Annotated in this window: 21 protein-coding genes and 1 tRNA gene; 8 read left to right on the top strand and 14 right to left on the bottom strand. The window is 70.5% G+C overall.

Translation table 11 applies throughout. The annotated features are described in order from the left end of the window. Positions 1–111: 111 nt before the first annotated feature. Genes EDF40_RS09310 through EDF40_RS09285 form a run of 6 tightly spaced genes read right to left on the bottom strand, consistent with a single transcriptional unit; the run spans position 112 to position 7,340 of the window. Positions 112–1,860, bottom strand: coding sequence for a serine/threonine-protein kinase (locus tag EDF40_RS09310; RefSeq protein ID WP_123339317.1), 1,749 nt, complete (start codon positions 1,858–1,860; stop codon positions 112–114). Continuing rightward, positions 1,857–3,311 carry a penicillin-binding protein 2 gene (locus EDF40_RS09305; RefSeq protein ID WP_123339316.1) on the bottom strand — a complete coding sequence of 485 codons (1,455 nt, stop codon included), beginning with the start codon at positions 3,309–3,311 and terminating at the stop codon, positions 1,857–1,859. Before EDF40_RS09305 ends, EDF40_RS09310 begins: the two co-directional genes overlap by 4 nt. Beyond that, a complete protein-coding gene (locus EDF40_RS09300; protein ID WP_123339315.1) occupies positions 3,308–4,750 on the bottom strand; it encodes an FtsW/RodA/SpoVE family cell cycle protein in 1,443 nt (480 codons plus the stop codon). The genes EDF40_RS09305 and EDF40_RS09300 overlap by 4 nt, the downstream gene beginning before the upstream one ends. Further along, positions 4,747–6,105, bottom strand: a complete 1,359-nt coding sequence (locus tag EDF40_RS09295) for a Stp1/IreP family PP2C-type Ser/Thr phosphatase (protein WP_123339314.1) — start codon at positions 6,103–6,105, stop codon at positions 4,747–4,749. Before EDF40_RS09295 ends, EDF40_RS09300 begins: the two co-directional genes overlap by 4 nt. Positions 6,106–6,111: 6 nt before the next feature. Continuing rightward, entirely contained in the window at positions 6,112–6,663 is a 552-nt protein-coding gene (locus EDF40_RS09290; RefSeq protein WP_123339313.1) for an FHA domain-containing protein, read from the bottom strand. Then, positions 6,660–7,340 (bottom strand): DUF3662 and FHA domain-containing protein, encoded by a 681-nt coding sequence (locus EDF40_RS09285; protein WP_123292929.1) that lies wholly within the window; start codon positions 7,338–7,340, stop codon positions 6,660–6,662. Before EDF40_RS09285 ends, EDF40_RS09290 begins: the two co-directional genes overlap by 4 nt. An 86-nt stretch (positions 7,341–7,426) precedes the next feature. Here EDF40_RS09285 and EDF40_RS09280 point away from each other — a divergent pair. Then, positions 7,427–7,513, top strand: a tRNA-Leu gene (locus EDF40_RS09280). 224 nt (positions 7,514–7,737) lie between these two features. Beyond that, positions 7,738–8,439 (top strand): NUDIX domain-containing protein, encoded by a 702-nt coding sequence (locus tag EDF40_RS09275; protein WP_123339312.1) that lies wholly within the window; start codon positions 7,738–7,740, stop codon positions 8,437–8,439. On the opposite strand, the gene EDF40_RS09270 is transcribed toward EDF40_RS09275, so the two are convergent. Continuing rightward, positions 8,422–9,039, bottom strand: a complete 618-nt coding sequence (locus EDF40_RS09270) for a TetR/AcrR family transcriptional regulator (RefSeq protein ID WP_123339311.1) — start codon at positions 9,037–9,039, stop codon at positions 8,422–8,424. The two genes, EDF40_RS09275 and EDF40_RS09270, sit on opposite strands and share 18 nt — an antisense overlap. Positions 9,040–9,059: 20 nt before the next feature. After that, entirely contained in the window at positions 9,060–10,595 is a 1,536-nt protein-coding gene (locus EDF40_RS09265) for a PucR family transcriptional regulator (protein ID WP_123339310.1), read from the bottom strand. A 92-nt stretch (positions 10,596–10,687) separates the two neighbouring features. Between EDF40_RS09265 and gabT the strand changes: the two genes are divergently transcribed. The 4 genes from gabT to EDF40_RS19200 are packed head-to-tail and all read left to right on the top strand — an operon-like array spanning position 10,688 to position 15,158. Further along, the gene (gene gabT / locus EDF40_RS09260; protein WP_123339539.1) at positions 10,688–12,049 is read left to right on the top strand and encodes a 4-aminobutyrate--2-oxoglutarate transaminase; all 1,362 of its coding nucleotides are present in this window, start codon (positions 10,688–10,690) and stop codon (positions 12,047–12,049) included. Further along, complete coding sequence (locus tag EDF40_RS09255; RefSeq protein WP_123339309.1) at positions 12,046–13,578, top strand: NAD-dependent succinate-semialdehyde dehydrogenase; 1,533 nt, start codon at positions 12,046–12,048, stop codon at positions 13,576–13,578. Before gabT ends, EDF40_RS09255 begins: the two co-directional genes overlap by 4 nt. After that, entirely contained in the window at positions 13,575–14,963 is a 1,389-nt protein-coding gene (locus tag EDF40_RS09250) for an NAD(P)/FAD-dependent oxidoreductase (RefSeq protein ID WP_123339308.1), read from the top strand. The genes EDF40_RS09255 and EDF40_RS09250 overlap by 4 nt, the downstream gene beginning before the upstream one ends. Positions 14,964–14,999: 36 nt before the next feature. Next, a complete protein-coding gene (locus EDF40_RS19200) occupies positions 15,000–15,158 on the top strand; it encodes a hypothetical protein (protein ID WP_185002939.1) in 159 nt (52 codons plus the stop codon). Positions 15,159–15,481: 323 nt separating this feature from the next. On the opposite strand, the gene EDF40_RS09245 is transcribed toward EDF40_RS19200, so the two are convergent. The 4 genes from EDF40_RS09245 to EDF40_RS09230 form a co-directional block, all read right to left on the bottom strand. Further along, the gene (locus EDF40_RS09245; protein ID WP_123339307.1) at positions 15,482–16,840 is read right to left on the bottom strand and encodes an NAD-dependent succinate-semialdehyde dehydrogenase; all 1,359 of its coding nucleotides are present in this window, start codon (positions 16,838–16,840) and stop codon (positions 15,482–15,484) included. Positions 16,841–16,859: 19 nt separating this feature from the next. After that, positions 16,860–18,281: an APC family permease gene (locus tag EDF40_RS09240; protein WP_123339306.1), complete on the bottom strand. Its 1,422-nt coding sequence runs from the start codon at positions 18,279–18,281 to the stop codon at positions 16,860–16,862. Between the two features lie 161 nt (positions 18,282–18,442). Further along, positions 18,443–19,501, bottom strand: coding sequence for an agmatine/peptidylarginine deiminase (locus tag EDF40_RS09235; RefSeq protein WP_123339305.1), 1,059 nt, complete (start codon positions 19,499–19,501; stop codon positions 18,443–18,445). Beyond that, on the bottom strand, positions 19,498–20,532 hold the full coding sequence (locus EDF40_RS09230; RefSeq protein WP_123339304.1) for a nitrilase-related carbon-nitrogen hydrolase: 1,035 nt from the start codon (positions 20,530–20,532) through the stop codon (positions 19,498–19,500). The genes EDF40_RS09235 and EDF40_RS09230 overlap by 4 nt, the downstream gene beginning before the upstream one ends. A 60-nt stretch (positions 20,533–20,592) precedes the next feature. Here EDF40_RS09230 and EDF40_RS09225 point away from each other — a divergent pair, with 60 nt between their 5' ends. After that, positions 20,593–21,033, top strand: a complete 441-nt coding sequence (locus EDF40_RS09225; RefSeq protein WP_123339303.1) for a VOC family protein — start codon at positions 20,593–20,595, stop codon at positions 21,031–21,033. A 106-nt stretch (positions 21,034–21,139) separates the two neighbouring features. Further along, positions 21,140–21,958 carry an SDR family oxidoreductase gene (locus tag EDF40_RS09220; protein WP_123339302.1) on the top strand — a complete coding sequence of 273 codons (819 nt, stop codon included), beginning with the start codon at positions 21,140–21,142 and terminating at the stop codon, positions 21,956–21,958. A 6-nt stretch (positions 21,959–21,964) separates the two neighbouring features. Here EDF40_RS09220 and EDF40_RS09215 read toward each other — a convergent pair whose 3' ends face one another. Beyond that, positions 21,965–22,618, bottom strand: coding sequence for a DUF1345 domain-containing protein (locus EDF40_RS09215; RefSeq protein ID WP_123339301.1), 654 nt, complete (start codon positions 22,616–22,618; stop codon positions 21,965–21,967). 493 nt (positions 22,619–23,111) lie between these two features. Continuing rightward, on the bottom strand, positions 23,112–23,489 hold the full coding sequence (locus EDF40_RS09210) for a hypothetical protein (protein ID WP_123339300.1): 378 nt from the start codon (positions 23,487–23,489) through the stop codon (positions 23,112–23,114). Positions 23,490–23,543 lie beyond the last annotated feature (54 nt).

Genomic DNA, 23,543 nt, shown 5'->3' with positions numbered 1-23,543 from the left:
CGGTCCGGGCTAGTGTACGGCAGCCCGACCTGGTGAGACGCTGGCCACGGACGGGTCGACCGAACCGTTACCGAACGGTGTCGACAGCCCCCGTCCGGGGGACGTTCGCGGTCAGTCCTGCGGTCCCTGGCTGGGGTTGATGCCCTCGGTCGGGTCGGTCGTCGGCTCCGGGTCGGCCTCCCACGTCGCACTCGTGGTCGACGAGCTCGGCGACGTCAGGTCACCGCACTCCGCCGTGTACGAGAGCGAGATCGTGCCCGGGTCCTTCCCCGTGACCTCGATGGAGGTGTTCGTGACCGTCCCGGTCGACTGGTTCTTCGCGTCGGTGCCGTTGTTGATCGTGTACGTGTAGCCGCTCAGGGAGTGGCCGGCGGGGCATGCCGTGAACGCGTTCCACGAGAACGTCACCTTGCCGTCCGACGAGACCGTGCCGGCCGTCGGGGCGTCGGGTGCGGTCGTGACCGTCGCCACCTCGGTGTACGCCTTGATGGTCACCAGCGATCCCGGTTCGAGGTTGCCGGTGGGGTCGAGCGACTGCACGGTGCCGACCTGTCCGGCGTTCGCCGCCGGGTCGCCGTCGACGATCGTGGCCTCGAGCCCGAGCTGCTGCAGCTTCGCCTGGGCATCGGTCGCCTGCATGTCGACGTAGTCGGCCTGCGACACCGTCACGCGGGCCGGTGTGGTCGGTGTCGGGGGCGGCGTCTGCGAACGGGTCGGCTTCGGGCTGCTCGAGGACTTCGTCGGGGTCGGCTCCGGCTCAGCCGCACCGTTCAGTGCGAAGGCGCCGACGACACCGGCGATCGCGAGCACCACGACGATCCCGACGACCCACCAGATCCAGGCGCGCTTCTTCTTCGGCTCCTCGGCCTCGTCGTTCGACGGGGACACCGGTGCGCCGGGTCCGCCGGCGCCCGCGGCTGCCGCGGCGGACTGTGTGCCGAGCAGTGCCGTGGCGGCGTCGTTCCCCTGGCCCTGCGGCGGGTTGAACGCGACGGTGCCACCCTGCGCGATGGCGGGGACGGCGACGGTGGCCGCTGCGACGTCACCACGGCGGAGCGCCTGTGCGGCGCGCGCCAGGTTGGCGGCGGTGGCGGGACGATCGGCGGGCTTCTTCGCGATGCACGAGATCACGAGGGCAGCGACGGGCTCGGGGATGTCCCCGGGCAACGCCGGCGGCTGCTCGTTGATGTGCGCCATCGCGATCGCGACCTGCGACTCACCCGTGAAGGGACGACGACCCGCGAGGGCCTCGTACGCGACGATGCCGAGCGAGTAGATGTCGGTCGACGGCGACGCCGGGTGCCCGCTCGCCTGCTCGGGCGAGAGGTACTGCACGGTGCCCATGACCTGGCCGGTCGCGGTGAGCGGGACCTGGTCGGCGATGCGCGCGATGCCGAAGTCGGTGATCTTGACGCGGCCGTCCGGCGTGATGAGCAGGTTGCCGGGCTTGATGTCACGGTGCACGAGACCGACCGCGTGTGCGGCCTGCAGGGCGTTCGCGGTCTGCGCGACGATGTCCAGGACCTTGTCGACGGGCAGCGTGTGCTCGCGCTCGATCATGGTCGACAGTGCTTCGCCGGGGACGAGCTCCATCACGAGGTAGGCGCTGCCGTCCTCTTCACCGTAGTCGAAGACGTTGGCGATGCCCTCGTGGTTGACGAGCGCAGCGTGGCGGGCCTCGGCGCGGAAGCGCTCGAGGAACCCGGGGTCGCCGAGGTACTCGTCCTTGAGGATCTTGAGTGCGACGGTTCGGCCGATGACGAGGTCGGTGGCCTGCCACACCTCTCCCATGCCGCCGATGGCGACCCGGGACGAGAGCTGGTACCGCCCACCGAAGGTGAGTCCGCTGGTGGGTCTCATTTGTTCAGCACCGCCTCCATGACTTTCTTCGCGACCGGGGCCGCGACCGTGTTGCCGACTCCCGACTGACCGAGCCCGCCGCCGTCTCCGACGACGACCGCCACGGCGACCTCCGGGTCCTTCGCGGGCGCGAACCCGGTGAACCAGAGTGTGTAGGGATCGCCTGTTCCGCCCTCGGCCGTGCCCGTCTTCCCTGCGACGTCGACACCGTCGATCTTGGCATTCGTTCCGGTCCCGGCGTTCACGACGCTCTGCATGGCCTCGGTGAGGTCAGCGGACTCGGAGGACGACAGCGGATCACTGTACTGCCTCGGGGAGAAGGACTCGACCGTCTTCAGGTCGCTCGTGGTGATCGAGTCGATGAGCGAGGGCTGCATGACCTTGCCACCGTTCGCGATGCCAGCCGACACCATGGCCATCTGCAGCGGGGACACCCGGACGCTCGCCTGCCCGAACGCGCTGAGCATGAGCTGCGCCGTGGAGTCGACCTCGGGGTACTGGCTGGCGGTGGCGGACATCGGGACCTCGATGGCGTCACCGAAGCCGTACTTGTCGGCCATGCTCTTGATCGCGTCGTACCCGAGCTTCTGCCCGAGTTCGGCGAACGGGATGTTGCACGAGTACTGGATGGCCGTGCGGAGCTTGACCTTGTCGCCACCGCCGCAGGTGCCACCCTCGGCGTTGTTGATGTACGAGCTCGTGCCGGGGAGCTGCAGGCGTGACGGGTTCGGGAACGTCGAGTCGAGGTTGTACTTGCCGCCCTCGAGCGCCGCCGATGCGACGACGAGCTTGAAGACGGATCCGGGCGTGTACAGGTCGCCGCCGATCGCGCGGTTCTGCAGCGGGGACGACGAGGCGCCGAGCAGGGCGTCGTACTGCTCCTTGACCTTCGCGGTGTCGTGCGAGGTGAGGGTGTTCGGGTCGTAGCTCGGCTTCGAGACCATCGCGAGGATCTTGCCGGTCTTCGGCTGGACGGCGACGACGGCGCCGCTGTTCGTGCCGAGGGCGTCGTACGCGGCCTGCTGCACGGCGGGGTCGATCGTCAGGTTGACGTTGTCGCCCTGGACGTCCTGGCCGGTGAGGATCGAGTTGAGGTTCTGGAAGAACGAGGCGTCCGAGTTGCCGGACAGCACGGTGTTCTCCGCGCTCTCGATGCCGGTGTTGCCCTGGCCGATGGTGAAGTACCCGGTGACGGCGGAGTACAGGTCCCCGTTCGTGTACTTGCGCTGGTACTCGTACTGGTCGTCCACCGGGGTCGACTCGGCGATCGGGCTGCCGTCGACGAGGATCGCACCGCGCTTGGTCGAGTAACTGTCCAAGATGGTGCGTGAGTTGCGGGAGTCGGCGCGGAGCGTGTCAGCCGAGAAGAACTGGATCGAGGTCGTCGACACGAAGAGTGCGACGAACATGAGCACGATGACGGTCGAGACACCGCGGAGCTGTCGGTTCATCGACGACGCTCCTTCCTGGTCGCGCGCGCGGACCGCCCGCTCGCGGCGGGGATCGCGCCCTGCTGGACGCGTTGTTCGGCTGGGATGGAATCGGTGAGTCGCAGCAGCATCGCGGCGATGATCCAGTTGGCGATGAGCGAGGAACCACCCGCGGCCATGAACGGTGTGGTCAGGCCGGTCACCGGGATCACGCGGGTGATGCCACCGACGACGACGAACACCTGCAGGGCGATCACGAAGCCGAAGCCGACGCCGAGGAGCTTGCCGAAGTCGTCCTGTGCCATGAACCCGACGCGGATGCCGCGCGAGGCCAGCACGATGAAGAGCGCCAGGATCGCGAAGACGCCGATCAGGCCGAGCTCTTCGCCGAGCGAGGCGATGATGTAGTCGGCGTTGGCGACGGGTGTGATGTACGGGCGCCCCTGGCCGAGGCCGGTGCCGGTGATGCCGCCGTTCGCGAAGCCGAAGAGCCCCTGCACGAGCTGGTAGCTCGCCTGGGTGTCGCGGCTGAAGACCTCTTGGTTGAACGGGTCGAGCCACTGCTCGAAGCGGCCGTGCACGTACTCGAGGGCGCTCTGCGCGACGAGGGCACCACCGACGAACAGCGCTAGACCGATGACGACCCAGCTGATCCGCGCGGTCGCGACGTAGATCATCACGAGGAACAGGCCGAAGTACAGCAGCGCCGTGCCGAGGTCGCGCTGGAAGACGAGGACCGCCATCGCGGCGCCCCACATCACCAGGATCGGGCCGAGGTCGCGGGCACGCGGGAACGTCATGCCGAGGAACTTCTTGCCGACGATCGACAGTGAGTCGCGCGCGGTGACGAGGTACCCGGCGAAGAACAGCGCCATGGTGATCTTCGCGAGTTCGCCCGGCTGGAACGAGAACGGTCCGATCTTGATCCAGACCCGTGCGCCACCGATGTTCTGACCGATGCCGGGCAGGATCGGCAGCAGCAGCAGCGCGATCGTCAGGAACATGAAGATGTAGCGGTACCGCTGCAGGAACCGGTGGTTCCGCACCAGCAGCAGCGTGATGATCGCCAGGACCATCGCGAGCATCGTCCAGACGATCTGCTTCACACCGATGGCGTCCCAGCCGGTCAGGCCGTTGTGGACGTCGATGCGGTAGATCTCCGCGATGCCGATGCCGTTCAGGACGAGTGCGATCGGCAGGACGAACGGGTCGGCGTTCTTGGCGACGACCCGCAGCACGACGTGCATCACGAGCCCCAGCCCGAGGATGCCCCCGCCGACCCACAGCACCGAGGTGTCGAACAGTCGCCCCTTGGTGCCGAGCTGCACGAGCACCATCGCGCCGGCGCAGATGCCGCAGGCGATGACGAGCAGCACGAGCTCGAGGTTCCGAGCACGTGCGGGTTCACGGAGCTTGATCGTGATCGCCTGCGTGAACGACTGGGCGGTGGCGTTGCTCATCGCGAGCCCCGGGTCGGGGACGGGGAGGGCGTCGACGACCGGGTCGGTGACGGCGAGGGTGACGAGGTGGATCCGCCGTCACCGCCGGTACCGGCTTGGTCCTGCCCGGTCTCGGCGGCCTTGCGCAGTCGGTCGACGATGTCCCGCGCGTCGTCGAGCGACTGCGCGTTGATCGTCGAGCGGACGTTCTCGCGGGTGTAGTCCGGGAGCATCGACACGGTGATGTCGGTGTCCTCGTAGACGTCCGACAGCGCCAGTGGTCCGATCGACTGCTGGACGCCCTTGTAGATCGCGACCGTGCCGCGGTCGGTGCCGACGTAGTAGTGGTCCTGGGTGATCCGCCAGCCGAGGAACACGGCCCCGACCAGGGCAGCGACCGCCACCACGAGCGCGACCGTCCACGAGACCCGACGTCGGATGCGGCGTCGGCGGTCCTCGGCGATCAGCTCCGCGAAGAACTGGTCGGATTCGGGCTCGAAGTGCGAGTCCTCTGGAGCCGTGGTGACCTTGAGCGGGTGCAGCAGGATCGTGGGGAGGCGGATCGGCTTGCGGCCGGTCGACGCCTCGAAGGTCAGGGGAGCGGCCGCGGACCCGACGGTGGTGGCCGCGTCGTCGTCGTCGTCGACCTCGTCCGCGGTGACGTCCATGACGACGACGGTGACGTTGTCGGGGGCGCCGTGGTCGAGGGTCTCCTTGACCAGGCGCTGCGTGACCTGGTTGGCGTCCATGTTCGACGCCAGCGCGTGCCGGATGCGCTCTTCGGCCAGGTACGACGACAGGCCGTCGGAGCACAGCAGCCAGCGGTCGCCCGGCTGGATGTCCATGATCGCGGTGTCGACCTCGGGTGCCGCATCGACGTCGCCGAGCACCCGCATGAGCACCGAGCGACGGGGGTGGACCGCGGCTTCTTCCGGGGTGATCCGGCCGCTGTCGACCAGGCGCTGCACGAAGGTGTGGTCCGACGTGATCTGCTGCAGTTCACCGTCGCGGTGGCGGTAGATGCGCGAGTCACCGATGTGGGCGATCGCGATCTGGTCGCCGACCCGGATCATCGCGGACACCGTGGTGCCCATGCCGGTCAGTTCCTGGTGCTCGAAGACCGTCTCGGTGATGAGCTGGTTCGCGGCGATCAGTGCCGACTGCAGCGCGAACTCGGCGTCGTGGGCCGAGGGGAACTCGCGGTCCACCTCCCTGATGCGCCGGATCGCGATCGCCGAGGCGACGTCGCCGCCGGCGTGCCCACCCATGCCGTCCGCGACCGCGAACAGGTGCGCCCCGGCGTAGCCGGAGTCCTGGTTGTTCGCGCGGATGCGGCCCACGTGGGACACAGCGGCGCTCAACGTGCGAGCGGTCATGCCGGGTTACCGCCGCAGCTCGAACGTCGTCGTCCCGATCGTGATCGGCGTGCGCTCCGCGACGATCAGGGGAGCGCTCACCTTCTGACCGTTGACGAAGGTGCCGTTCGTGGACTCGAGGTCGGTGAGGAGCCAGCCGTCGGTGCGCAGGTCGAGCCGGGCGTGGTTGGTCGAGGTGTAGTCGTCGCGGATCACGACGTTGGACTCGCTGGAGCGACCGATCGTGATCGGTCCGCCGCCGAGCGGCATCTCCATGCCCTCACGCGCGCCCTCGGTGATCACGAGGCGGGTCGCGGCTGGCGATGCGGACTGCGTCGCCTGGGTCGGTTGCCCGATCAGGTCGGTGAACGCTCCACCCGAGGCCGCTGCCGGCGCCGCCGCTGCGGGGATCGTCGGGGTCGTCGGTCCGGAGGGAGCCGACTTGGAATCCGTGGGGATCGTGCGCACGCGCTGGCCGAAGAGATCACTGCGCAGGGCGAAGACGATCACGAAGACGAACAGCCAGAGCACCGCGAGGAACGCGAAGCGCAGGACGAGCAGGGTCAGGCCTGTGGTCATCGAGCACCTCCGTCGTTCTCCGGGATCACCCGGAACACCATACGGGTACGACCGATCTCGATGGTGGAGTCCGGCTCCACGATCGCCTGTTGGAAGTGCTGTCCGTTCAGCTTCGAGCCGTTCGTCGAGCCCAGATCCGTGGCCTGGGCGTGCTTGCCGTCCCACAGGACCTCGACGTGCTTCCGGCTCGTCCCGGTGTCCGCGATGGTGATGTCGGCGTCACTGCCACGGCCGATCACGGTGCGTCCGCGCTGCAGGCGGTGGCGCTGCGAGCCGATGTCGAGCACGGCGATCCAGGCGACGTCGCGCTGCACCGTGGTGGAGTCGATCTGCAGGATGCCCGTCGACAACGTGCCGTCCTGCTGCAGCCGGATGGTGACCGGTCCGGAGAACGAGTAGTTCTGCGCGACGGCGTGCTGGTGGGCCATCTGCGTGAGTTCGTCGATGAGCGGACGACCGACGTCGTTCATGCGCGTGAAGTCCGGCGGCGCGAGGCGCACGGTGAACTCGTTCGGCACCAGGATGCGCTCTCGCGACACCACGGCGGCCTTCGTGTCGAGCTCGCGGCGCAGGGCGCTGGAGATCTCGACCGGCTGCACACCGGAGCGGAAGGTCTTCGCGAACGCGCCGTTCACGGCGCGCTCCAGCCCTCGCTCGAAGTTGTCCAGCAGGCCCATGTGTCTCCAGAGTCGTCGGTCGTCAACCACTGCATGGTAGTGGTTGGCGCAGGGGGCAGTCTGTGCGTGGTAGTGTTTTGGGGCTGGCGCGAGTGGCGGAATTGGTAGACGCGCACGGTTCAGGTCCGTGTGCTGGAAACGGCGTGGGGGTTCAAGTCCCCCCTCGCGCACCAGGCAAACAGCGAAAGGCCCCGGAGGAATCCGGGGCCTTTCGTGTTTCTTCCGGGGCGTCCCGGAGCGGCCGTCGCCGGATGGCGGATCAGGTCCGATCGGCGTCCGTCGCGTGGTCGGGATCCGGCCAGGAGGCGCGGCTCGACCCCGACACGCCGGGTCCGGAGAACCCGTGGTCGGGTCTTCCCGCACCGCTCCGGTCCACCCGCGCCGCTAGCGTGACCAGGTGACCGAAGATCGTGCAGCAGTCCCTCGTCCCGGTGTCGACGTCCCCGATGCCCGTGGGCGGACCGGACTCGACGCCGTCGGCCGTGACCTCGAGCGCAACCCCGACGTCGTCGTGCGGGACGTCGAGGTCGTGTCGGACGGCTGGCACGTGCTCCGTCGCACCACGCTCGACGTCCGGCGCCGGGACGGCCGGTGGGACCGGCAGCAGCGCGAGACCTACGACAGGGGGAACGGCGCCACGGTGCTGCCGTACGACGCCGAGCGCGGCACCGTCCTGCTCACCCGGCAGTTCCGGTGGCCGGCGTACGTGAACGGGCACCCGGACGGGATGCTCATCGAGGCTGCGGAGGGGCTGCTCGACGAGGACGACCCCGAGACCGCCGTCCGACGCGAAGCCGCCGAGGAGCTCGGCATCCGGCTGGGTGACCTGGTGCGCGTCGGCGACGTCTTCATGAGCCCCGGTTCGGTCACCGAGCGTGTCCACTTCTACGTCGGTGCCTACACGCCGGCGGACCGGGTCGAGGCGGGAGGCGGGGTCGAGGACGAGGGTGAGGACATCGAGGTGCTCGAGCTGGCACTCGACGAGGCGCTCGCGATGGTCGAGGACGGCCGGATCGCCGACGGCAAGACGATCATGCTGCTGCAGTGGGTGGCACTGCGGTCGGTGGCAGTGCGGCGGGTGTCACCCCGACAGGGCTGAGCCGTCCAGGCCCACCGCTCGGGCGATCGTCGTGCGGACCAGGCCTTCGCGGGTCGGTCGGTCGAGGTAGTCGACCAGGGCGTACCCGTTGGTGGCGTCGACGAGCGCGAAGAGCAGGCGTCCTACGCCGTCCGGGTCGTCGGTCCACAGCACGCCCGTGCGCACCCCGTCGACGACGACCGTGGTCGCGAGGACTTGCCAGTCGTCCATGACGTCCCGTGCCGCGGTCGCCAGTGCCGCGTTCGTGCGGCCGATGCTCCACGCGTCGGCCCAGAGGGTGGCGACGTCGTCGCGCGCGGGATCGGCGATGCAGCCGAGCAGGGTGCGGAGGCCGGAGACGGGGTCGGGCGCAGCGGCGACGATCGCGCGGACCTCGGCGACCTCGGCTGTCGCGACGGTGCGGAACGTCTCGCCGACCAGGTCCTCCATGCTCGGGCGGTAGTGGGCGACGAGCGACGGCGCGACCCCGATCACGGCGGCGACCCCGCGGAGCGTCACCGCCGCGAGGCCCTCGGCGCGCGCCAGGTCGACGGCCGCCGCCGCGATCTGGGATCCGCGTTCGGCCGGGCTCAGGCGCCGGCGGGCCGGTGTCGTCGGCATCGTCCCACCGTATCCGCGCGTCACGCGCCCTCGACGACGAAGGCTGCCCACAGGTCGGCACGAGTCGCGAAGACGGCGAGGTCGCGGTCGAGGAGCCGACCGGCGTGCTCGACCCGGGAGCGTGCGGTGTGGCGGTGGATGCCGAGCACCTGGGCGGCGCGGTCGTACTCGCAGTTCTGCTCGAGCCAGGCACGGACGGTGCGGGTGAGCTCGGTGCCCGCCGATCGGTCGTGTTCGAGCAGGGGAGCGAGGAACGCGCGGGCGACGGCTCCGGCGTCGACGTCCACGTGGGCCAGGTGTGCGAGGACGCCTTCCCGGGCGAGGTCGCCGAACTCGGTGGTGCCCGGTCGTCCTTCGCGCCGACGGTCCAGGGCCTGCACGGCCTCGGTGCGAGCGCGGCCGAACGACCGGTACGCGGCACCGTCCGACAGGCCGGCCCGCAGGTCGAAGCGTCCGACCAGTTCCTCGACGATCGCGGTGTCGTCGGCGCTCACGCACAGGAAGAGGGCGTCGTCGACGGCGAAGAAGAGCTGTCCGGGCCGGTCCTGCACCCACAGTTCGAGCAGGTCGACGACGGTGTCGAGGTCGTGGTCGTCGACGTCGAGGGCCGCGATCCGGACGGGTTCGGCGGGCAGGGGACCCCACACCTCGCGCGACGTCGACTGGACCACCTCCGGATCGCCGACCGAGAGCATCGTGAGCAGGCCGGTGCGCAGGAGCCCGCGTGCCCGGGCCAGCTCACGGTTCTGCTGCAGCGCGAGTCCGGCGAGGGCGATGACGGACGTCACCACCTCACGACCGGCGCGGTCGAGCGCACCGCCGTTGGCGATCGCGAGCACCCCGCTCAGGTGGCCACCGCTGCCGAGGGTCTGCAGCGTGAACCCGGTGTGGTGCTCGGTGGTCACCGGCAGGCTCGCCCGCTGTCCCGCGCGCAGCAGGCGCAGCGCCGCGGTCCGGAGCAGCTCGAGGTCCTGGGCGGGCACTTCGTCGCTCGGGTGCCCGCGGTCGAGCCGTCCCGACACGTCGAAGAGCCCGACCCAGCCGTCGAGTTGCCCGGAGAGCTCGGCGATCGTGGCCCCGAGCCCGTCCGGGCGCATCGCTGCGAGCGAGATCGCCCGCTGTGCGGCGAGGGCCCAGGCGTTCCGGGCGTTCGCGTCGCGGGCGACCGCTTCGGCGTTCGCCTGCGCGACCGCGATGAACGAGGTCTCGTAGGGCACCTCGAACAACGGGAGCCCGTGCTGCGAACAGGCGGCGACGAGGGCGTCCGGGGTGCCCGCACGGACGACCTCGGTGCCGAAGCCGAGTGCGACGACGCCCCGGTCGACGAGTCGGCGGACGTACGGGCCGGCGACGTCCTCCGGGACCTCGGCCTCGGCGCCGAACTGGGTGCCTGTGGTCAGCAGCCCCTGCCCGTCGGCCAGGAACGGCGTCGGGTCCTCGAGGTCGGAGCTGTGCAGCCACGACAGCGGGGCGTCGAGGGCGCCCGTGTCCGCGTCGGTCAGCGGTCGGAGGCGGAGGTCGGCACGGTGTAACAGGGAACGCAGCGTCGCGGGCATGGGAGCACCTTATCCACCGGGGCGATCGGACCGGTCCTCGATGTACACGGTGGACAGCCGCCGTGGTCACCGCAGGCTCCTACCATCGCCGCATGTCCTCCACCGCAGCACCCTCGATCAGTGCGCCCACCGGCGGCCCCTCGCTGCCCCAGGAACGACGGCTCGTCACGGCCGTCCCCGGCCCGCGATCACGCGAGCTCATGGCTCGGAAGGCCGGAGCCGTCGCGGCCGGGGTCGGGGTCGCCGTGCCGATCGCCGTCGTCGCGGCCGGTGGCGGGGTCGTCGTGGACGCGGACGACAACTCGTTCGTCGACCTGGGGTCCGGGATCGCCGTGACCAGCGTCGGCAACGCGCACCCCGCCGTCGTCGCCGCGGTCACCGAGCAGGTCGCTGCCTTCACCCACACGTGCTTCACGATCGCCGCCTACGACGGGTACGTCGCGGTCGCCGAGGCACTCAACCGGCTGACCCCCGGTGACCACGAGAAGCGCACGGCGCTGTTCAACTCCGGCGCCGAGGCCGTCGAGAACGCCGTGAAGATCGCGCGCAAGCACACCGGTCGGCAGGCCGTCGTGGTGTTCGACCACGCGTACCACGGGCGCACGAACCTCACGATGGCGCTCACCGCGAAGAACCAGCCCTACAAGGACGGCTTCGGCCCGTTCGCGCCCGAGGTCTACCGGGTGCCGATGTCCTACCCGTTCCACGACGGCCTCTCCGGACCCGAGGCGGCGAAGCGCGCGATCAGCCAGATCGAGAAGCAGGTCGGCGCGGCGAACACCGCTGCGCTGCTCATCGAGCCGATCCAGGGGGAGGGCGGCTTCGTCGTCCCCGCGCCCGGGTTCCTCACCGCCCTGTCCGAGTGGACCACGGCGAACGGCGTCGTGCTCATCGCCGACGAGGTGCAGACCGGCTTCGCGCGCACCGGGTCGATGTTCGCGAGCGAGCACGAGGGGATCGTGCCGGACGTCGTCACGACCGCGAAGGGCATGGCCGGCGGTCTGCCCCTGTCCGCCGTGACCGGGCGCGCCGAGATCATGGACTCCGCGCACGTCGGCGGGCTCGGCGGCACCTACGGCGGCAACCCGATCGCCTGCGCCGCCGCCCTCGCCGCGATCGACGCGTTCGAGCACGACGGGCTGATCGACCGAGCCCGCGAGATCGGTGAGGTGCTGCTCGGACGACTCCGTGCCGCGCAGACGACCGACCCGCGGATCGGTGACGTCCGCGGACGCGGCGCGATGGTCGCGATGGAACTCGTGGACCCCGCGACCGGCGAACCGGACGCAGCATTGACCGGGAAGGTGGTGCGGTCGGCGTTCGAGCACGGCGTCATCGCGCTGACCGCCGGTACGTACGGCAACGTCGTCCGGTTCCTGCCCCCACTGTCGATCGGCGACGCCCTGCTCCACGAGGGACTCGACGTCGTCCTGGAAGGACTCGCAACCGCATGACCACCGGCACCACCACCGCCCCTGCGGCCGACCGCACCGACGCCGAACGCGAGCTGCTCGCCCGCGTCCCCACGGGCCTCCTGGTCGACGGCACCTGGCAGTCGTCGGCTGACGGCCGGACCTTCGCCGTCGTCGACCCCGCCACCGGCGAGACGCTGCTCGACATCGCAGACGCAACCCCCGAAGACGGTGTCCGCGCCCTCGACGCCGCGGAAGCCGCCAAGACGGGCTGGGCGAGCACACCGCCGCGGTACCGTGCCGAGCTGCTCCGTCGCGCGTTCGACCTGCTGCAGGAACGCCGCGAGGAGTTCGCGCTGCTCATGACGCTCGAGATGGGCAAGCCGCTCGCCGAGGCCCGCGGCGAGGTCGCGTACGGCGGGGAGTTCCTGCGCTGGTTCTCGGAGGAAGCGGTCCGGATCGGCGGCTCGTACGGCACCAACCCGGAGGGCACCGGCCGTGCCACCGTCTCGCACAAGCCCGTCGGCCCCGCGTTCCTCATCACGCCGTGGAACTTCCCGCTGGCGATGGCGACCCGGAAGATCGCACCGGCGCTCGCCGCCGGGTGCACGGTCGTCGTGAAGCCGGCCGAGCTCACGCCGCTCACGACGCTGCTGTTCGTCGACCTGCTGCGCGAGGTCGGTCTGCCCGCCGGGGTGGTCAACGTGGTCCCGACAACGCGGGCCGCTGACGTCTCCGGGCCGGTGATCGCCGACCCCCGGCTCCGGAAGCTGTCCTTCACGGGCTCGACGCCGGTCGGACGCACGCTGCTCGCCCAGGCGGCGCAGAACGTGCTCCGGACGAGCATGGAGCTCGGCGGCAACGCCCCGTTCCTGGTGTTCGCCGACGCCGACCTCGATCTGGCCGTGGAGGGCGCGCTCGCCGCCAAGTTCCGCAACACCGGGCAGGCGTGCACCGCCGCGAACCGGTTCCTGGTGCACGAGGACGTCGTCGACGAGTTCACGCGCCGGATCGCCGAACGCGTCGAGGCCATGCGGGTCGGCCGCGGCACCGAGGACGGCGTCGCCATCGGACCGCTCATCGACGACCGCGCCGTCGACAAGGCGCACCGCCTGGTCACCGACGCGCTCGACCGCGGGGCGACGCTCCACACCGGCGGCCACCCGGTCGACGGCCCCGGCACCTTCTACGCGCCCACGGTCCTGACCGACGTGCAGCCCGGCAGCGACCTGCTCCGCGACGAGATCTTCGGACCCGTCCTGGCGATCCGGACCTTCCGGACCGAGGACGAGGCCGTGGCCGCCGCCAACGACACCGAGTACGGTCTGGTCGGCTACGCGTTCACCGAGGACCCGGCCCGCGGCCAGCGCCTGACGGAGCGGCTCGAGACCGGCATGCTCGGACTCAACACCGGGGTCGTCTCGAACGCGTCGGCCCCGTTCGGCGGGGTGAAGCAGTCCGGCCTCGGCCGCGAGGGCGGTGGCGAGGGCATCGCCGAGTACCTCGAGACCATGTACACGCTGACCCCGGATCCGTTCCGGAGCACCACCACCGAAGGAGCAGCACGATGATCGAGAGCGACGTCGTCGTCATCGGAGCCGGTGTCACCGGCCTGACCGCCGCGAACCGCCTGCGCGCCGCGGGACTGACCGTCACGGTGCTCGAGGCGCGCGACCGCGTGGGCGGCCGCACCTGGACGAACGACATCGATGGCGTCACGCTCGAGATCGGTGGCCAGTGGGTCTCGCCCGACCAGACCGCACTGCTCGAGACCCTCGACGAACTCGGACTCGACACGTACGACCGGTACCGCGAGGGCTCGAGCGTCTACGTCGACGCCGAGGGCACCCGCACCGAGTACACCGGCGACATCTTCCCGCTGCCCGAGGCGACGGCGAACGAGATCGAGCGACTCGTGACCGTCGTCGACGAGTACGTCGCAGCGGTCGACCCCGCGCGCCCCTGGGAGACCCCGGACGCCGCCGCACTCGACGAGGTCTCCTTCCGTGCCTGGCTGCACGCGCTCAGCCCGGACCGCGTCGCCACCGACAACGTCGAACTGTTCATCGCCGGCGCCATGCTCACCAAGCCGGCGCACGCGTTCTCGGCACTGCAGGCCCTGCTGATGGCTGCCTCTGCCGGGAGCTTCACGAACCTGGTCGACGCCGACTTCATCCTCGACAAGCGCGTCGTCGGCGGGATGCAGCAGGTGTCGGAGCGGCTCGCCGAGCGCCTCGGTGACGCCGTGCACCTGAACGCGCCGGTGCGCACCCTCCGCTGGACCGACGACGGGGTCGTCGCGCTCGCCGACGGCGGCATCGAGGTCCCCGCCCGGCAGGCGCTCGTAGCCGTGCCGCCGCCCCTGTACTCGCGGATCTCGTACGAACCCCCGCTGCCCCGTCGCCAGCACCAGCTGCACCAGCACCTGTCGATGGGCTTCGTCATCAAGGTGCACGCCGTCTACGGCCGGCCGTTCTGGCGCGGCGCCGGGCTCTCGGGCACCGCGTTCAGCCCGTACGAGGTCGTGCACGAGGCGTACGACAACACCGAGCACGGCTCCGAGCAGGGCACGCTCGTCGGGTTCGTCTCCGACCAGCACGCGGACGACCTGTTCGCGCTGTCGGCCGAGGAACGGAAGGCCCGGGTGCTCGGTTCGCTCGCCCACTACTACGGCGACGAGGCCCTGCGCCCGGTCGTCTACTACGAGAGCGACTGGGGCACCGAGGAGTGGACCCGTGGCGCCTACGCGGCGAGCTTCGACCTGGGCGGGCTCGTCCGCTACGGCGCCGACCAGCGTGCAGCCGTCGGCCCGATCCGGTTCGCGTCGAGCGACCTGGCCGGGCAGGGCTACCAGCACGTCGACGGGGCGGTGCGGATCGGGCGCGAGGTCGCCGACGAGATCCTGGCCGTCACCCCGGTCGCCGCCGGCTCCGGCGCTGCCGCCTCGTCCGTCTGAACGGGTGCAGCGTCGACCGCGCGTAGCGTCCGGGCCATGAGCGACACGACGGCGAACGGATCCAGCGACCCCAGCGAGGTCGAAGCGCAGTACACCGAGGACCTGCCCGACGGGTCGCCCACGGGCGACGCGACGAAGGACCCGGAGCAGGACAGCGACATGGACTCCGGCGGCGAGCCCGCCGACCCGCAGTAGGAGCGGCGGCGCGGCGGCGGCGCGGGACGCCGGCGTCTTCGCAAGACACCCCCACGTGCACGAGGCGCCGCCGAATTCGGCGGCGTCTCGTGCACGATGCGGCGTCAGCGCGAGACGACGGCGTCTCGCACGCGACGCTGTGGACGCACGACAGACGGACGGGAGGCGCGGTGCCAGCTGGCGCCGCGCCTCCCGTCCGCTCGTGGCCCTGTACACGACCTGGCCCTGTACACGACGCCGGCGTCTGCTTCGGACGCCGTCATGCGTTCGAGACGCCGCCGTCTTCGGGGGCGTCGGCGCGATACGACGGCGTCTCGCGTCCGTCAGCCGATGCGGATCAGCTTCTTGTTGACGAACTCGTCGGCCCCCAGGGGGCCGAGCTCGCGGCCGAAGCCACTCGCCTTGACGCCGCCGAACGGCAGTTCGGGGCTGTCCGCGCCGACGATGTTGACGTAGACCATGCCGGCCTCGAGCCGGTCCGCGACGCGGAGCGCCTGGTCGGCGTCGGTCGTGAACAGGTACGAGCCGAGGCCGTACGGGGTGTCGTTGGCGAGTGCGACGGCGGCGTCCTCGTCGGCGACCCGGTACACGGCGGCGACGGGGCCGAAGAACTCCTCGCGGTACGCGTCGTTGTCCGGCGTGACGTCGGTGAGGATCGTCGGCACGAAGGCGTTGCCCCGGCGGTCGCCGCCCGTGACGACCGTCGCTCCCTGCGCGACGGCGGACGCGAGCTGCTCCTGCAGGCGGTCCGCGGCGGTCGGGGACGACAGCGGGCCGAGCTCGGCGCCGGGCACGGACGGGTCGGTCGGGGAGACCGCCGACATGGCCGTCGTGAACTTCGCCAGGAAGTCGTCGTACAGGTCGTCCACCACCAGGAAGCGCTTCGGGGCGTTGCAGACCTGCCCGTTGCCCTCGAGGCGGGTGGTGACGGCGGACTCGACCACGGAGTCGAGGTCGTCCGTGGAGAGCACGATGAAGGGGTCCGACCCACCGAGCTCGAGCACGACCTTCGTGAGGTTCCGGCCGGCGATCTCGGCGACGGCGGCACCGGCGCGGGCGGACCCGGTCAGCGAGACGCCCTGCACGCGTGGGTCGGCGATGACCTCGGCGGCCTGGTCGTTCGTCGCGAAGACGTTCGTGTACGCGCCCTCGGGGAACCCGGCGTCGTGGAAGATCCGCTCGATCGCCAGGGCCGACTCGGGGCACTGCGGTGCGTGCTTGAGCAGGACCGTGTTGCCGATGAGCAGGTTCGGACCGGCGAACCGGGCGATCTGGTAGGCGGGGAAGTTCCACGGCATGATGCCGAGCAGCACGCCGATCGACGACTTCCGGATGAAGGCGCTGCCCTCGGAGCCGTCGGCCAGGGTGATCGGCTGGTCGGCGAGGAACTCCTCGGCGTGGTCCGCGTAGTAGTCGTAGATGTCGGCGCAGAAGTCCACCTCGCCCTCGGCCTGGTCGATCGGCTTCGCCATCTCGCGCACGATCATGGCGGCGAGGTCGGCGTGACGCTCCCGGTACAGGTCCGCGACGCGGTGGAGCAGGGCCGCGCGGTCCGCGACGCTGCTGGTGCGCTCGCGGTGGGCGCGGTCCGCGACAGCGATCGCTGCCCGGAGCTCGTCGTCGGTGATGGTCGGGAACGTCTCGAGGGTCGTGCCCGTGGTGGGGTCGGTGACGGCGTACATGGCGTCCTCTCGTGGTGGGTCAGGCCTGGTCGGTCAGCTGCTTGTTCACGCCGGTGACCGGCTGGTTCTCGTCGAAGCTCTTCGGCAGCACCCGGAAGCCCTTCGTGATGACGAGCAGGTAGGCGAAGCCGATCGCGGCCCACACTCCTCCTGCGATCAGTGCGTCGGCGTGGAGCTGCGACCAGAGCACCCCCGTCAGCACCATCGCGAGGCCGGGCAGGACGATGTACTTCCACCGGTCACCCGCGGTGTGGCGACGGCTCTGCCGGACGGCGAAGTGCACGATGACGCTCGCGTTGACGAAGGTGAAGGCCACGAGCGCGCCGAAGTTGATGTACGACGAGATCGTGTCGAGTGAGAAGCTCATCGCGAGCAGCGTGACCGCGCCGACGAACACGACGTTGAACACCGGGGTGTGCGTGCGCGGGTTGACGTAGCCGAACACCCGCTTCGGCAGGACGTTGTTCCGGCCCATCACCATGAGCATGCGGGCGACGCTCGCGTGCGAGGCGAGCCCCGACGCCAGCGCAGCGACGAAGCCGGCCGACACCAGGACCGCCTGGAACACCGGGCCACCGACGAGCAGGCCGCTCTGGGGGAGCGGGTCGTCGGTGAACTCGCCGAACGGGGTGTTCGTCGGGAACCGCAGCTGCGCGAAGTACGCGGACACCAGGAAGATCGCGCCGCCGAGCAGCACCGTCAGCATGATCGCCTTCGGCATGATCCGGATCGACTTCGCCTCTTCCGTGTACATCGTCACGGCGTCGAAGCCGATGAACGAGAAGCAGACCACTGTCGCACCGGTGAGCAGGGCGGACATCGTCACGCCGTCGTGCACGAACGGCTCGGTGCTCGCGATCGTGCCGGCGCCGGCACCGTGGACGAGTTCGATGACGGTGAAGACCACGAACGCGATCATCGCCAGGATCGCGCCGATGAGCAGCACCATGTTGAGGTTCGACGTGCCCCGCATCGACAGGCAGATCACCGTCGTCACGAACACCGTGTAGACGACGACCGTCACCCACGACGGCAGTGCCGGGAACACCTGCTCCAGGTAGAGCCGGATGATCAGGGCGTTCACCATCGGCAGGAGCAGGTAGTCGAGCAGGGACGCCCAGCCGACCATGAACCCGAGGTTCGGGTGCATCGACTCCCGCACGTACGTGTAGGCCGAGCCGGCTGCCGGGTAGACCCGGACCATCTTCCCGTAGCTGATCGCCGTCAGGGCCATGATGACCAACGCGATCAGGTACGCGCTCGGCACGGCGCCGTCGGTCTGCCCGGAGACGATGCCGAAGGTGTCGAACACCACCGTCGGGGTCATGTAGCCGAGGCCCAGGCCGACGATCGCCCAGAGTCCGAGGCTCCGCTTCAGGGAACCGCCGCGCGCAGGAGTTGCCGGAGCTGTCGGTGCGGGGACCGCGGTCGGTGATGCCATGTGCGTTGACTTCCCTGCTGGGTCGGGGGATGGGCAGCGCCGGAGCTGGGCTGGGCAGCGTCGCCCGGACTGGTTCGGAGCAACATACCGATGTGCGAGTGCTGGGTGGACCGGCCGCGGTGTACAGACGTCGGGCAGCCGCTGTACACCGCGGCGATGGCTCAGACCGCCGGCTGTTGCTGCGTGATGCAGTGCAGGCCGCCGCCGCGCGCGAAGACCTGACGAGCGTCGATCGAACGCACCTGACGACCCGGGTACACGTCGGCGAGGATGCCGCGGGCGCGGTCGTCGGCAACGGCGTCACCGAACGCGCAGGCGATCACGGCGCCGTTCACCACCACGTGGTTGACGTAGTTCCAGTCGACCGGGCCGTCGTCGTCGGTCAGGGTCAACGGGGCCGGCAGTTCGACGATGGTCGCGTCCGTGGCCTGCTCGAGCGCCCGACGGATCTGCGGCATCACCAGGTGGTCCGGGTGGCCGGCGTCGGGCTGCGCGTGCAGCAGGACGGTGCGGGAGGCCGTGGTGGCGCTGGTGGCGCTGGTGTCGCTGGTACCGCTCGGCGCGCCCGCGAACGTCGCGACCATGTCGACGTGGCCCCGGGTCCCGAACCCGTCGTAGTCACGGGTCAGGCCGCGAGGCAGCCAGACCACGTCCGTCGCGCCGATCGTCCGGGCCAGCTCGAGTTCGACGCGCTCGCGGTCGGCGTACGGGTTCCGTCGCGGATCGAGCTGCACGGTCTCCGTCACCAGGACCGTGCCCGTGCCGTCGACGTGGATCGCCCCGCCCTCGTTCACGAGCAGCGACGGGATCCGATGTGCACCGGCGGCGGCGGCGACCGTGGCGGCGACCTCGGCGTCTCGGGTCCACGTCGACCAGGAGTTCGCGCCCCAGCCGTTGAAGACCCAGTCCACGGCGCCGAGCTCGCCGGTCACGTCGTCGACGACGAACGTCGGCCCGATGTCGCGCATCCAGAAGTCGTCGAGGGGCGCTTCGAGCACCTCGACCGCGGTCGACAGCAGGCGACGAGCGTCGGCTCGCGCGACCGGGTCCACGACGATCGTGACGGGCTGGTGCTCGCTGATCGTGTTGGCGGTGGTCGCCCACGTCCGTCGCGCCGCCTCGGCGCTCGCCGCGTCGTCACCGAGCGTCAGGCCGGGGCGCGGGAACGCCATCCAGCTGCGTTCCTGCGGGGCTGTCTCGGGAGGCATCACCCACGTCATGCGCGCACCTCCGGTCCGGCGTCGGTCGCCGCCACCCCGATGGCCGCGTCGATCGCATCGCGTGCGCCGTACGCGTGGCGGTCCTCGTCGACCGGGGCGACGATCCCCGCGTAGAGGTCGGGGCGACGGGTCACGTAGAAGGGGAACAGTCGGAGCCACTCCGTCCGGGCCTCGAGGTCGAGGTCCGCCACGAGCACCGCGTCAGCGTCACGCGGTGCCTCGGCGAGGACGCGGCCGAACGGGTCCGAGATGAAGGACGACCCGTAGAAGGTGATGTCGCCCTCGTCACCCCACCGGTTCGGAACCACCATGAACTGGCCGGCAGTGATGCCGTTCGCGACGATGACCTGCCGCCAGATCGGGGCGGTGTCGAAGTCCGGGAACGTCGGCTCGGAGCCGATCGCCGTCGGGTAGACCAGGACCTCGGACCCGGCGAGGCCGTAGGACCGGGCCACCTCGGGGAACCACTCGTCCCAGCAGGTCGGCAGCCCGAGGCGTGCGCCGAGTCCCGCCGGCTCGTACACCGGGAAGGCGTCGTCGTCCGTCCCCGGGCGGAAGTACGTGTCCTCGTAGTAGCCGGCGCTGATCGGGATGTGGGTCTTGCGGGTCCGGCCGACCAGGGTGCCGTCGGGGGCGACGAGGACGGCGGTGTTGTAGCCACGGGGGTCGTCGGGCTGGTCGTCGTCGGCAGGGCGCTCGTACAGCGAGGCGTGGACGAACACCCCGTGCTCGATCGCCTGTGCCCGGGCGAAGGTGACCGTCGGGCCGTCCTCGAGCGACTCGGCGAGGTCCTTCGGGATACCACTGGCCGGGGTGTCGCCGGGGTAGCGGCGCAGGGTGAGCTCGGGCAGGAACACCGCCGCGGCGCCGTTGGCCGCGGCGGTGGCGATGCCGTCGGCGAGCAGTGCGCGGTGGGCAGCGGGGTCCGCGAGCCAACGCACCTGCACGAGGGCGATGCGGGTCGTGCGGCGGGGGGTGCCGGTGTCCTGGTGCAGCGGAGACGGGTGCGGGGGAGCGATGACGACGTCCATCCCGCCATTGTTGATCGCATGGTCAATGAGCGCAAGGCCCAGGGGGAGTTGGGTGGGGTGATGAGTGAACCCATCGTCACGCCGCTCGGCTTCTCGCACGTGCGCCTCACGGTCACGGACATCCGCCGGAGCAAGGCCTTCTACGAGCAGCTGTTCGGCATGTCGCCCGGCAGTGACTTCAGCGACCAGATCGATGACCCGACGATCCACGACGACCCGTGGCGGACCTACGGCGGGTGCTCGTTCACGTTCGGCGGGCAGACGCTCGGCCTGCGACCGGTCGCCCCCGCCGAGGACCGGTTCGATCCCGACCGAGTCGGCCTCGACCACGTGTCGTTCCGCGTCGGGTCCGTCGACGACCTGCACGCCGCCGTCGAGCGGCTGGACGCCGCCGGCATCGAGCACGGCGACGTCACCGACCTGCCGCCGTTCGGCCTGGTGATCCTGTCCGTGCAGGACCCCGACGACGTCAACCTGGAGTTCGCGGCACCTCGACCCTGAGTCGCGGTCCGCTGGTGTCCGCTTGCCGCGTCCGTCACCCGGACCTCCAGGTGCCACGGAAGCGGGGAGCGTTGCCTGATCGCGTCAGATCTCAGGAGGAGACAGCATGAGCAAGACCTGGTTCATCACCGGAGCGTCGAAGGGCTTCGGCCGCGAGTGGGCGGAAGCCGCCCTCGAACGTGGAGACTCCGTCGCCGGCACGGCCCGCGACACCGACGACGTGCAAGCACTCGTCGACCAGTACCCGGACACGTTCCTCGGACTGCAGCTCGACGTGACCGACCGTGTCGCGGACTTCGCGGCCGTGCAGCGCGCGGCGGAGCACTTCGGCTCGCTCGACGTCGTCGTGAACAACGCCGGCTACGGCCACTTCGGCATGGTCGAGGAACTCACCGAGGACGACGTCCGCGCCCAGCTCGAGACGAACCTGTTCGGAGCGCTCTGGGTGACCCAGGCCGCGCTTCCGATCATGCGGGAGCAGGGTTCCGGGCACGTCATCCAGGTCTCGAGCATCGGCGGGATCAGCGCGTTCCCGACCGTCGGCGCCTACCACGCGTCGAAGTGGGCGCTCGAGGGGCTGTCGCAGTCCCTGTCGCAGGAGGTCGCCGGCTTCGGCATCCACGTGACGCTCATCGAGCCGGGCGGCTTCTCGACCGACTGGTCCGGACCGTCGTCGAAGAAGAGCGACGAGATCGCCGCCTACGCCGACGTCCGCGAGGCCGCGTCGAAGCGCCCGTCGGCCGCCGACCCCGGCAAGCCCGAGGCGACCCGCTCGGCGATCCTGAAGGTCGTCGACGCCGAGCAGCCGCCCCTGCGCGTCTTCTTCGGCAAGGCGCCGCTCGGCATCGCCGAGCAGGACTACGCGTCCCGCCTGGCGACCTGGCGCGAGTGGCAGCCGGTGTCGGAGGAAGCACACGGCTCCTGAGCGACCTCAGCTGATGATGTTGACCGCGCGCGAGATGACCAGGGCCAGCAGGATGAACCCGCCGAGTGCCTGGTAGGCCATGATCATCTTCGCGCGCACGGTCATCGGCATCGTGTCCGTCGGGCTGAACGCGACCCTGTTCGTCATCGCGACGTAGAGGTAGTCGAGGTAGACCGGTCGCCACGCAGCGGTCTTCGGGTCGGTCTCCTGTGGGAACTGGAAGTCTGCCTCGTCACTCGTCCACAGCTCCGGACGCCGTCGGGCCACCGGCCCGCCCCGGTCGAGCTCCCAGTACACGAGCCCGAACGCGATGATCGTGCTCACCCACACCTGCAGGGCGGTGAGCAGCACGGCACCGCCGTCGGCCTGGCCACCGAGGAGCACCTCGATCGTCCGGACCACGGTCAGCTGGTTCGCGACGGTGAGCAGGATCGCCAACGAGAAGGACACCCACCGCGACCAGGTCGTCTCGCGGGTCAGTCGTCGCGGGTTGAAGACGACGAGCGGGATCAGCAGCAGGACGCCGAGCACCGGGACCACCCACGACGGGAAGAACAGCACCTCGCTCGGCAGGAACAGGCTGAGCCCGAGGTTCACCAGGACGGCGATCGCCACCGGCGCGCGGTGCTCGTGCCGGTGTGTGGTCCGCGTCGTCGTCACGGCTCCGAGTGTGGCACTCGAACATCGTTCCGGGCCCGTGCGACCCGTGAGGGTCCGGTCAGCAGGGCAGCCGTGTCACTCTCACCGGCACCTGGAACATCAGTAGGCTGGTGGCGGGCCGCGTCACCGCCGGAGCGTGGCCCGAGCAAGGATGAAGCCCACCGCTGGGCAAACAGCGATGGGCTTCGATTTGCTCTCCGAGTGGAGAACGAGGGACAGAACGCGTCCCGAGCTTGAACTCGGAACAAGTGTAACTCGATCACCGTCGGGTCGCACGTCCCTCGGCCCCTGCTCTTCGTGTCCGCCGGCGCTGACACGGAAGGTGGTTCGGATGTCCTCCGACGACGAACCGCGTCGACGCCGTCAGGTGCCGTGGTTGGGGATCGCGACGTTGCTCGTGACCCTGGCCCGGTTCCTGCACGACGTGTGGCGCAAGGGTTGAGCCCAGGGTGTCCCGCGCTCTTGCCGGCGCGGGGCACCCGTCGGGAGCCGCTCAGTCGACGCGCGCCGGCACCCGGTCGTCCTCGACGTCCGCCCGGATCACCGCGAGCGCCAACCCGCGCCGGCCGCGGGTCGCCCACACCGCGGTGACCGGGCGCGGGGCGTCCGCGTCGGTGGCCCGCCCCGACCCGGCGAGCAGTCCCACGAGCGGAGCGAGGAGCGTGCCGACCACGGCGCCGGTGGTGTTCGCGAGCAGGCCGGTGAACACGCGCCTCCGGGCGACCGCGTGCCGGGCGAGAGCACCGAGGGGCACGAAGAGCAGCACGTTGAACAGGACCTGCGCGGACGCCGGGTCGACGGTACTGACCGCCAGGGCGGACGGAGCCGATGTCAACCGCTCGGAGGACCCGGGATCGATCCGTCGTCGCACGGGGTCGCGTCGCCCGGGGGACGATCCGCGGGCGCTCGGTGCGCAGGCTGATGG

The sequence above is a fragment of the Curtobacterium sp. PhB170 genome (assembly GCF_003752345.1).
Classification (GTDB): Bacteria; Actinomycetota; Actinomycetes; order Actinomycetales; family Microbacteriaceae; genus Curtobacterium.
This window is presented reverse-complemented; position numbering and strand designations above follow the sequence as displayed.

Excerpts from the sequence above, each read along its gene's own strand:
- EDF40_RS09235 (WP_123339305.1), bottom strand. The coding sequence starts at position 19,501 with ATGACGTGGGTGATGCCTCCCGAGACAGCCCCGCAGGAACGCAGCTGG.
- EDF40_RS09310 (WP_123339317.1), bottom strand. The coding sequence starts at position 1,860 with ATGAGACCCACCAGCGGACTCACCTTCGGTGGGCGGTACCAGCTCTCG.
- EDF40_RS09285 (WP_123292929.1), bottom strand. The coding sequence starts at position 7,340 with ATGGGCCTGCTGGACAACTTCGAGCGAGGGCTGGAGCGCGCCGTGAAC.
- EDF40_RS09220 (WP_123339302.1), top strand. The coding sequence starts at position 21,140 with ATGAGCAAGACCTGGTTCATCACCGGAGCGTCGAAGGGCTTCGGCCGC.
- gabT (WP_123339539.1), top strand. The coding sequence starts at position 10,688 with ATGTCCTCCACCGCAGCACCCTCGATCAGTGCGCCCACCGGCGGCCCC.
- EDF40_RS09245 (WP_123339307.1), bottom strand. The coding sequence starts at position 16,840 with ATGTACGCCGTCACCGACCCCACCACGGGCACGACCCTCGAGACGTTC.
- EDF40_RS09290 (WP_123339313.1), bottom strand. The coding sequence starts at position 6,663 with ATGACCACAGGCCTGACCCTGCTCGTCCTGCGCTTCGCGTTCCTCGCG.
- EDF40_RS09295 (WP_123339314.1), bottom strand. The coding sequence starts at position 6,105 with ATGACCGCTCGCACGTTGAGCGCCGCTGTGTCCCACGTGGGCCGCATC.
- EDF40_RS09255 (WP_123339309.1), top strand. The coding sequence starts at position 12,046 with ATGACCACCGGCACCACCACCGCCCCTGCGGCCGACCGCACCGACGCC.
- EDF40_RS09250 (WP_123339308.1), top strand. The coding sequence starts at position 13,575 with ATGATCGAGAGCGACGTCGTCGTCATCGGAGCCGGTGTCACCGGCCTG.
- EDF40_RS09270 (WP_123339311.1), bottom strand. The coding sequence starts at position 9,039 with ATGCCGACGACACCGGCCCGCCGGCGCCTGAGCCCGGCCGAACGCGGA.
- EDF40_RS09300 (WP_123339315.1), bottom strand. The coding sequence starts at position 4,750 with ATGAGCAACGCCACCGCCCAGTCGTTCACGCAGGCGATCACGATCAAG.
- EDF40_RS09225 (WP_123339303.1), top strand. The coding sequence starts at position 20,593 with ATGAGTGAACCCATCGTCACGCCGCTCGGCTTCTCGCACGTGCGCCTC.
- EDF40_RS09230 (WP_123339304.1), bottom strand. The coding sequence starts at position 20,532 with ATGGACGTCGTCATCGCTCCCCCGCACCCGTCTCCGCTGCACCAGGAC.
- EDF40_RS09305 (WP_123339316.1), bottom strand. The coding sequence starts at position 3,311 with ATGAACCGACAGCTCCGCGGTGTCTCGACCGTCATCGTGCTCATGTTC.
- EDF40_RS09240 (WP_123339306.1), bottom strand. The coding sequence starts at position 18,281 with ATGGCATCACCGACCGCGGTCCCCGCACCGACAGCTCCGGCAACTCCT.
- EDF40_RS09265 (WP_123339310.1), bottom strand. The coding sequence starts at position 10,595 with ATGCCCGCGACGCTGCGTTCCCTGTTACACCGTGCCGACCTCCGCCTC.
- EDF40_RS19200 (WP_185002939.1), top strand. The coding sequence starts at position 15,000 with ATGAGCGACACGACGGCGAACGGATCCAGCGACCCCAGCGAGGTCGAA.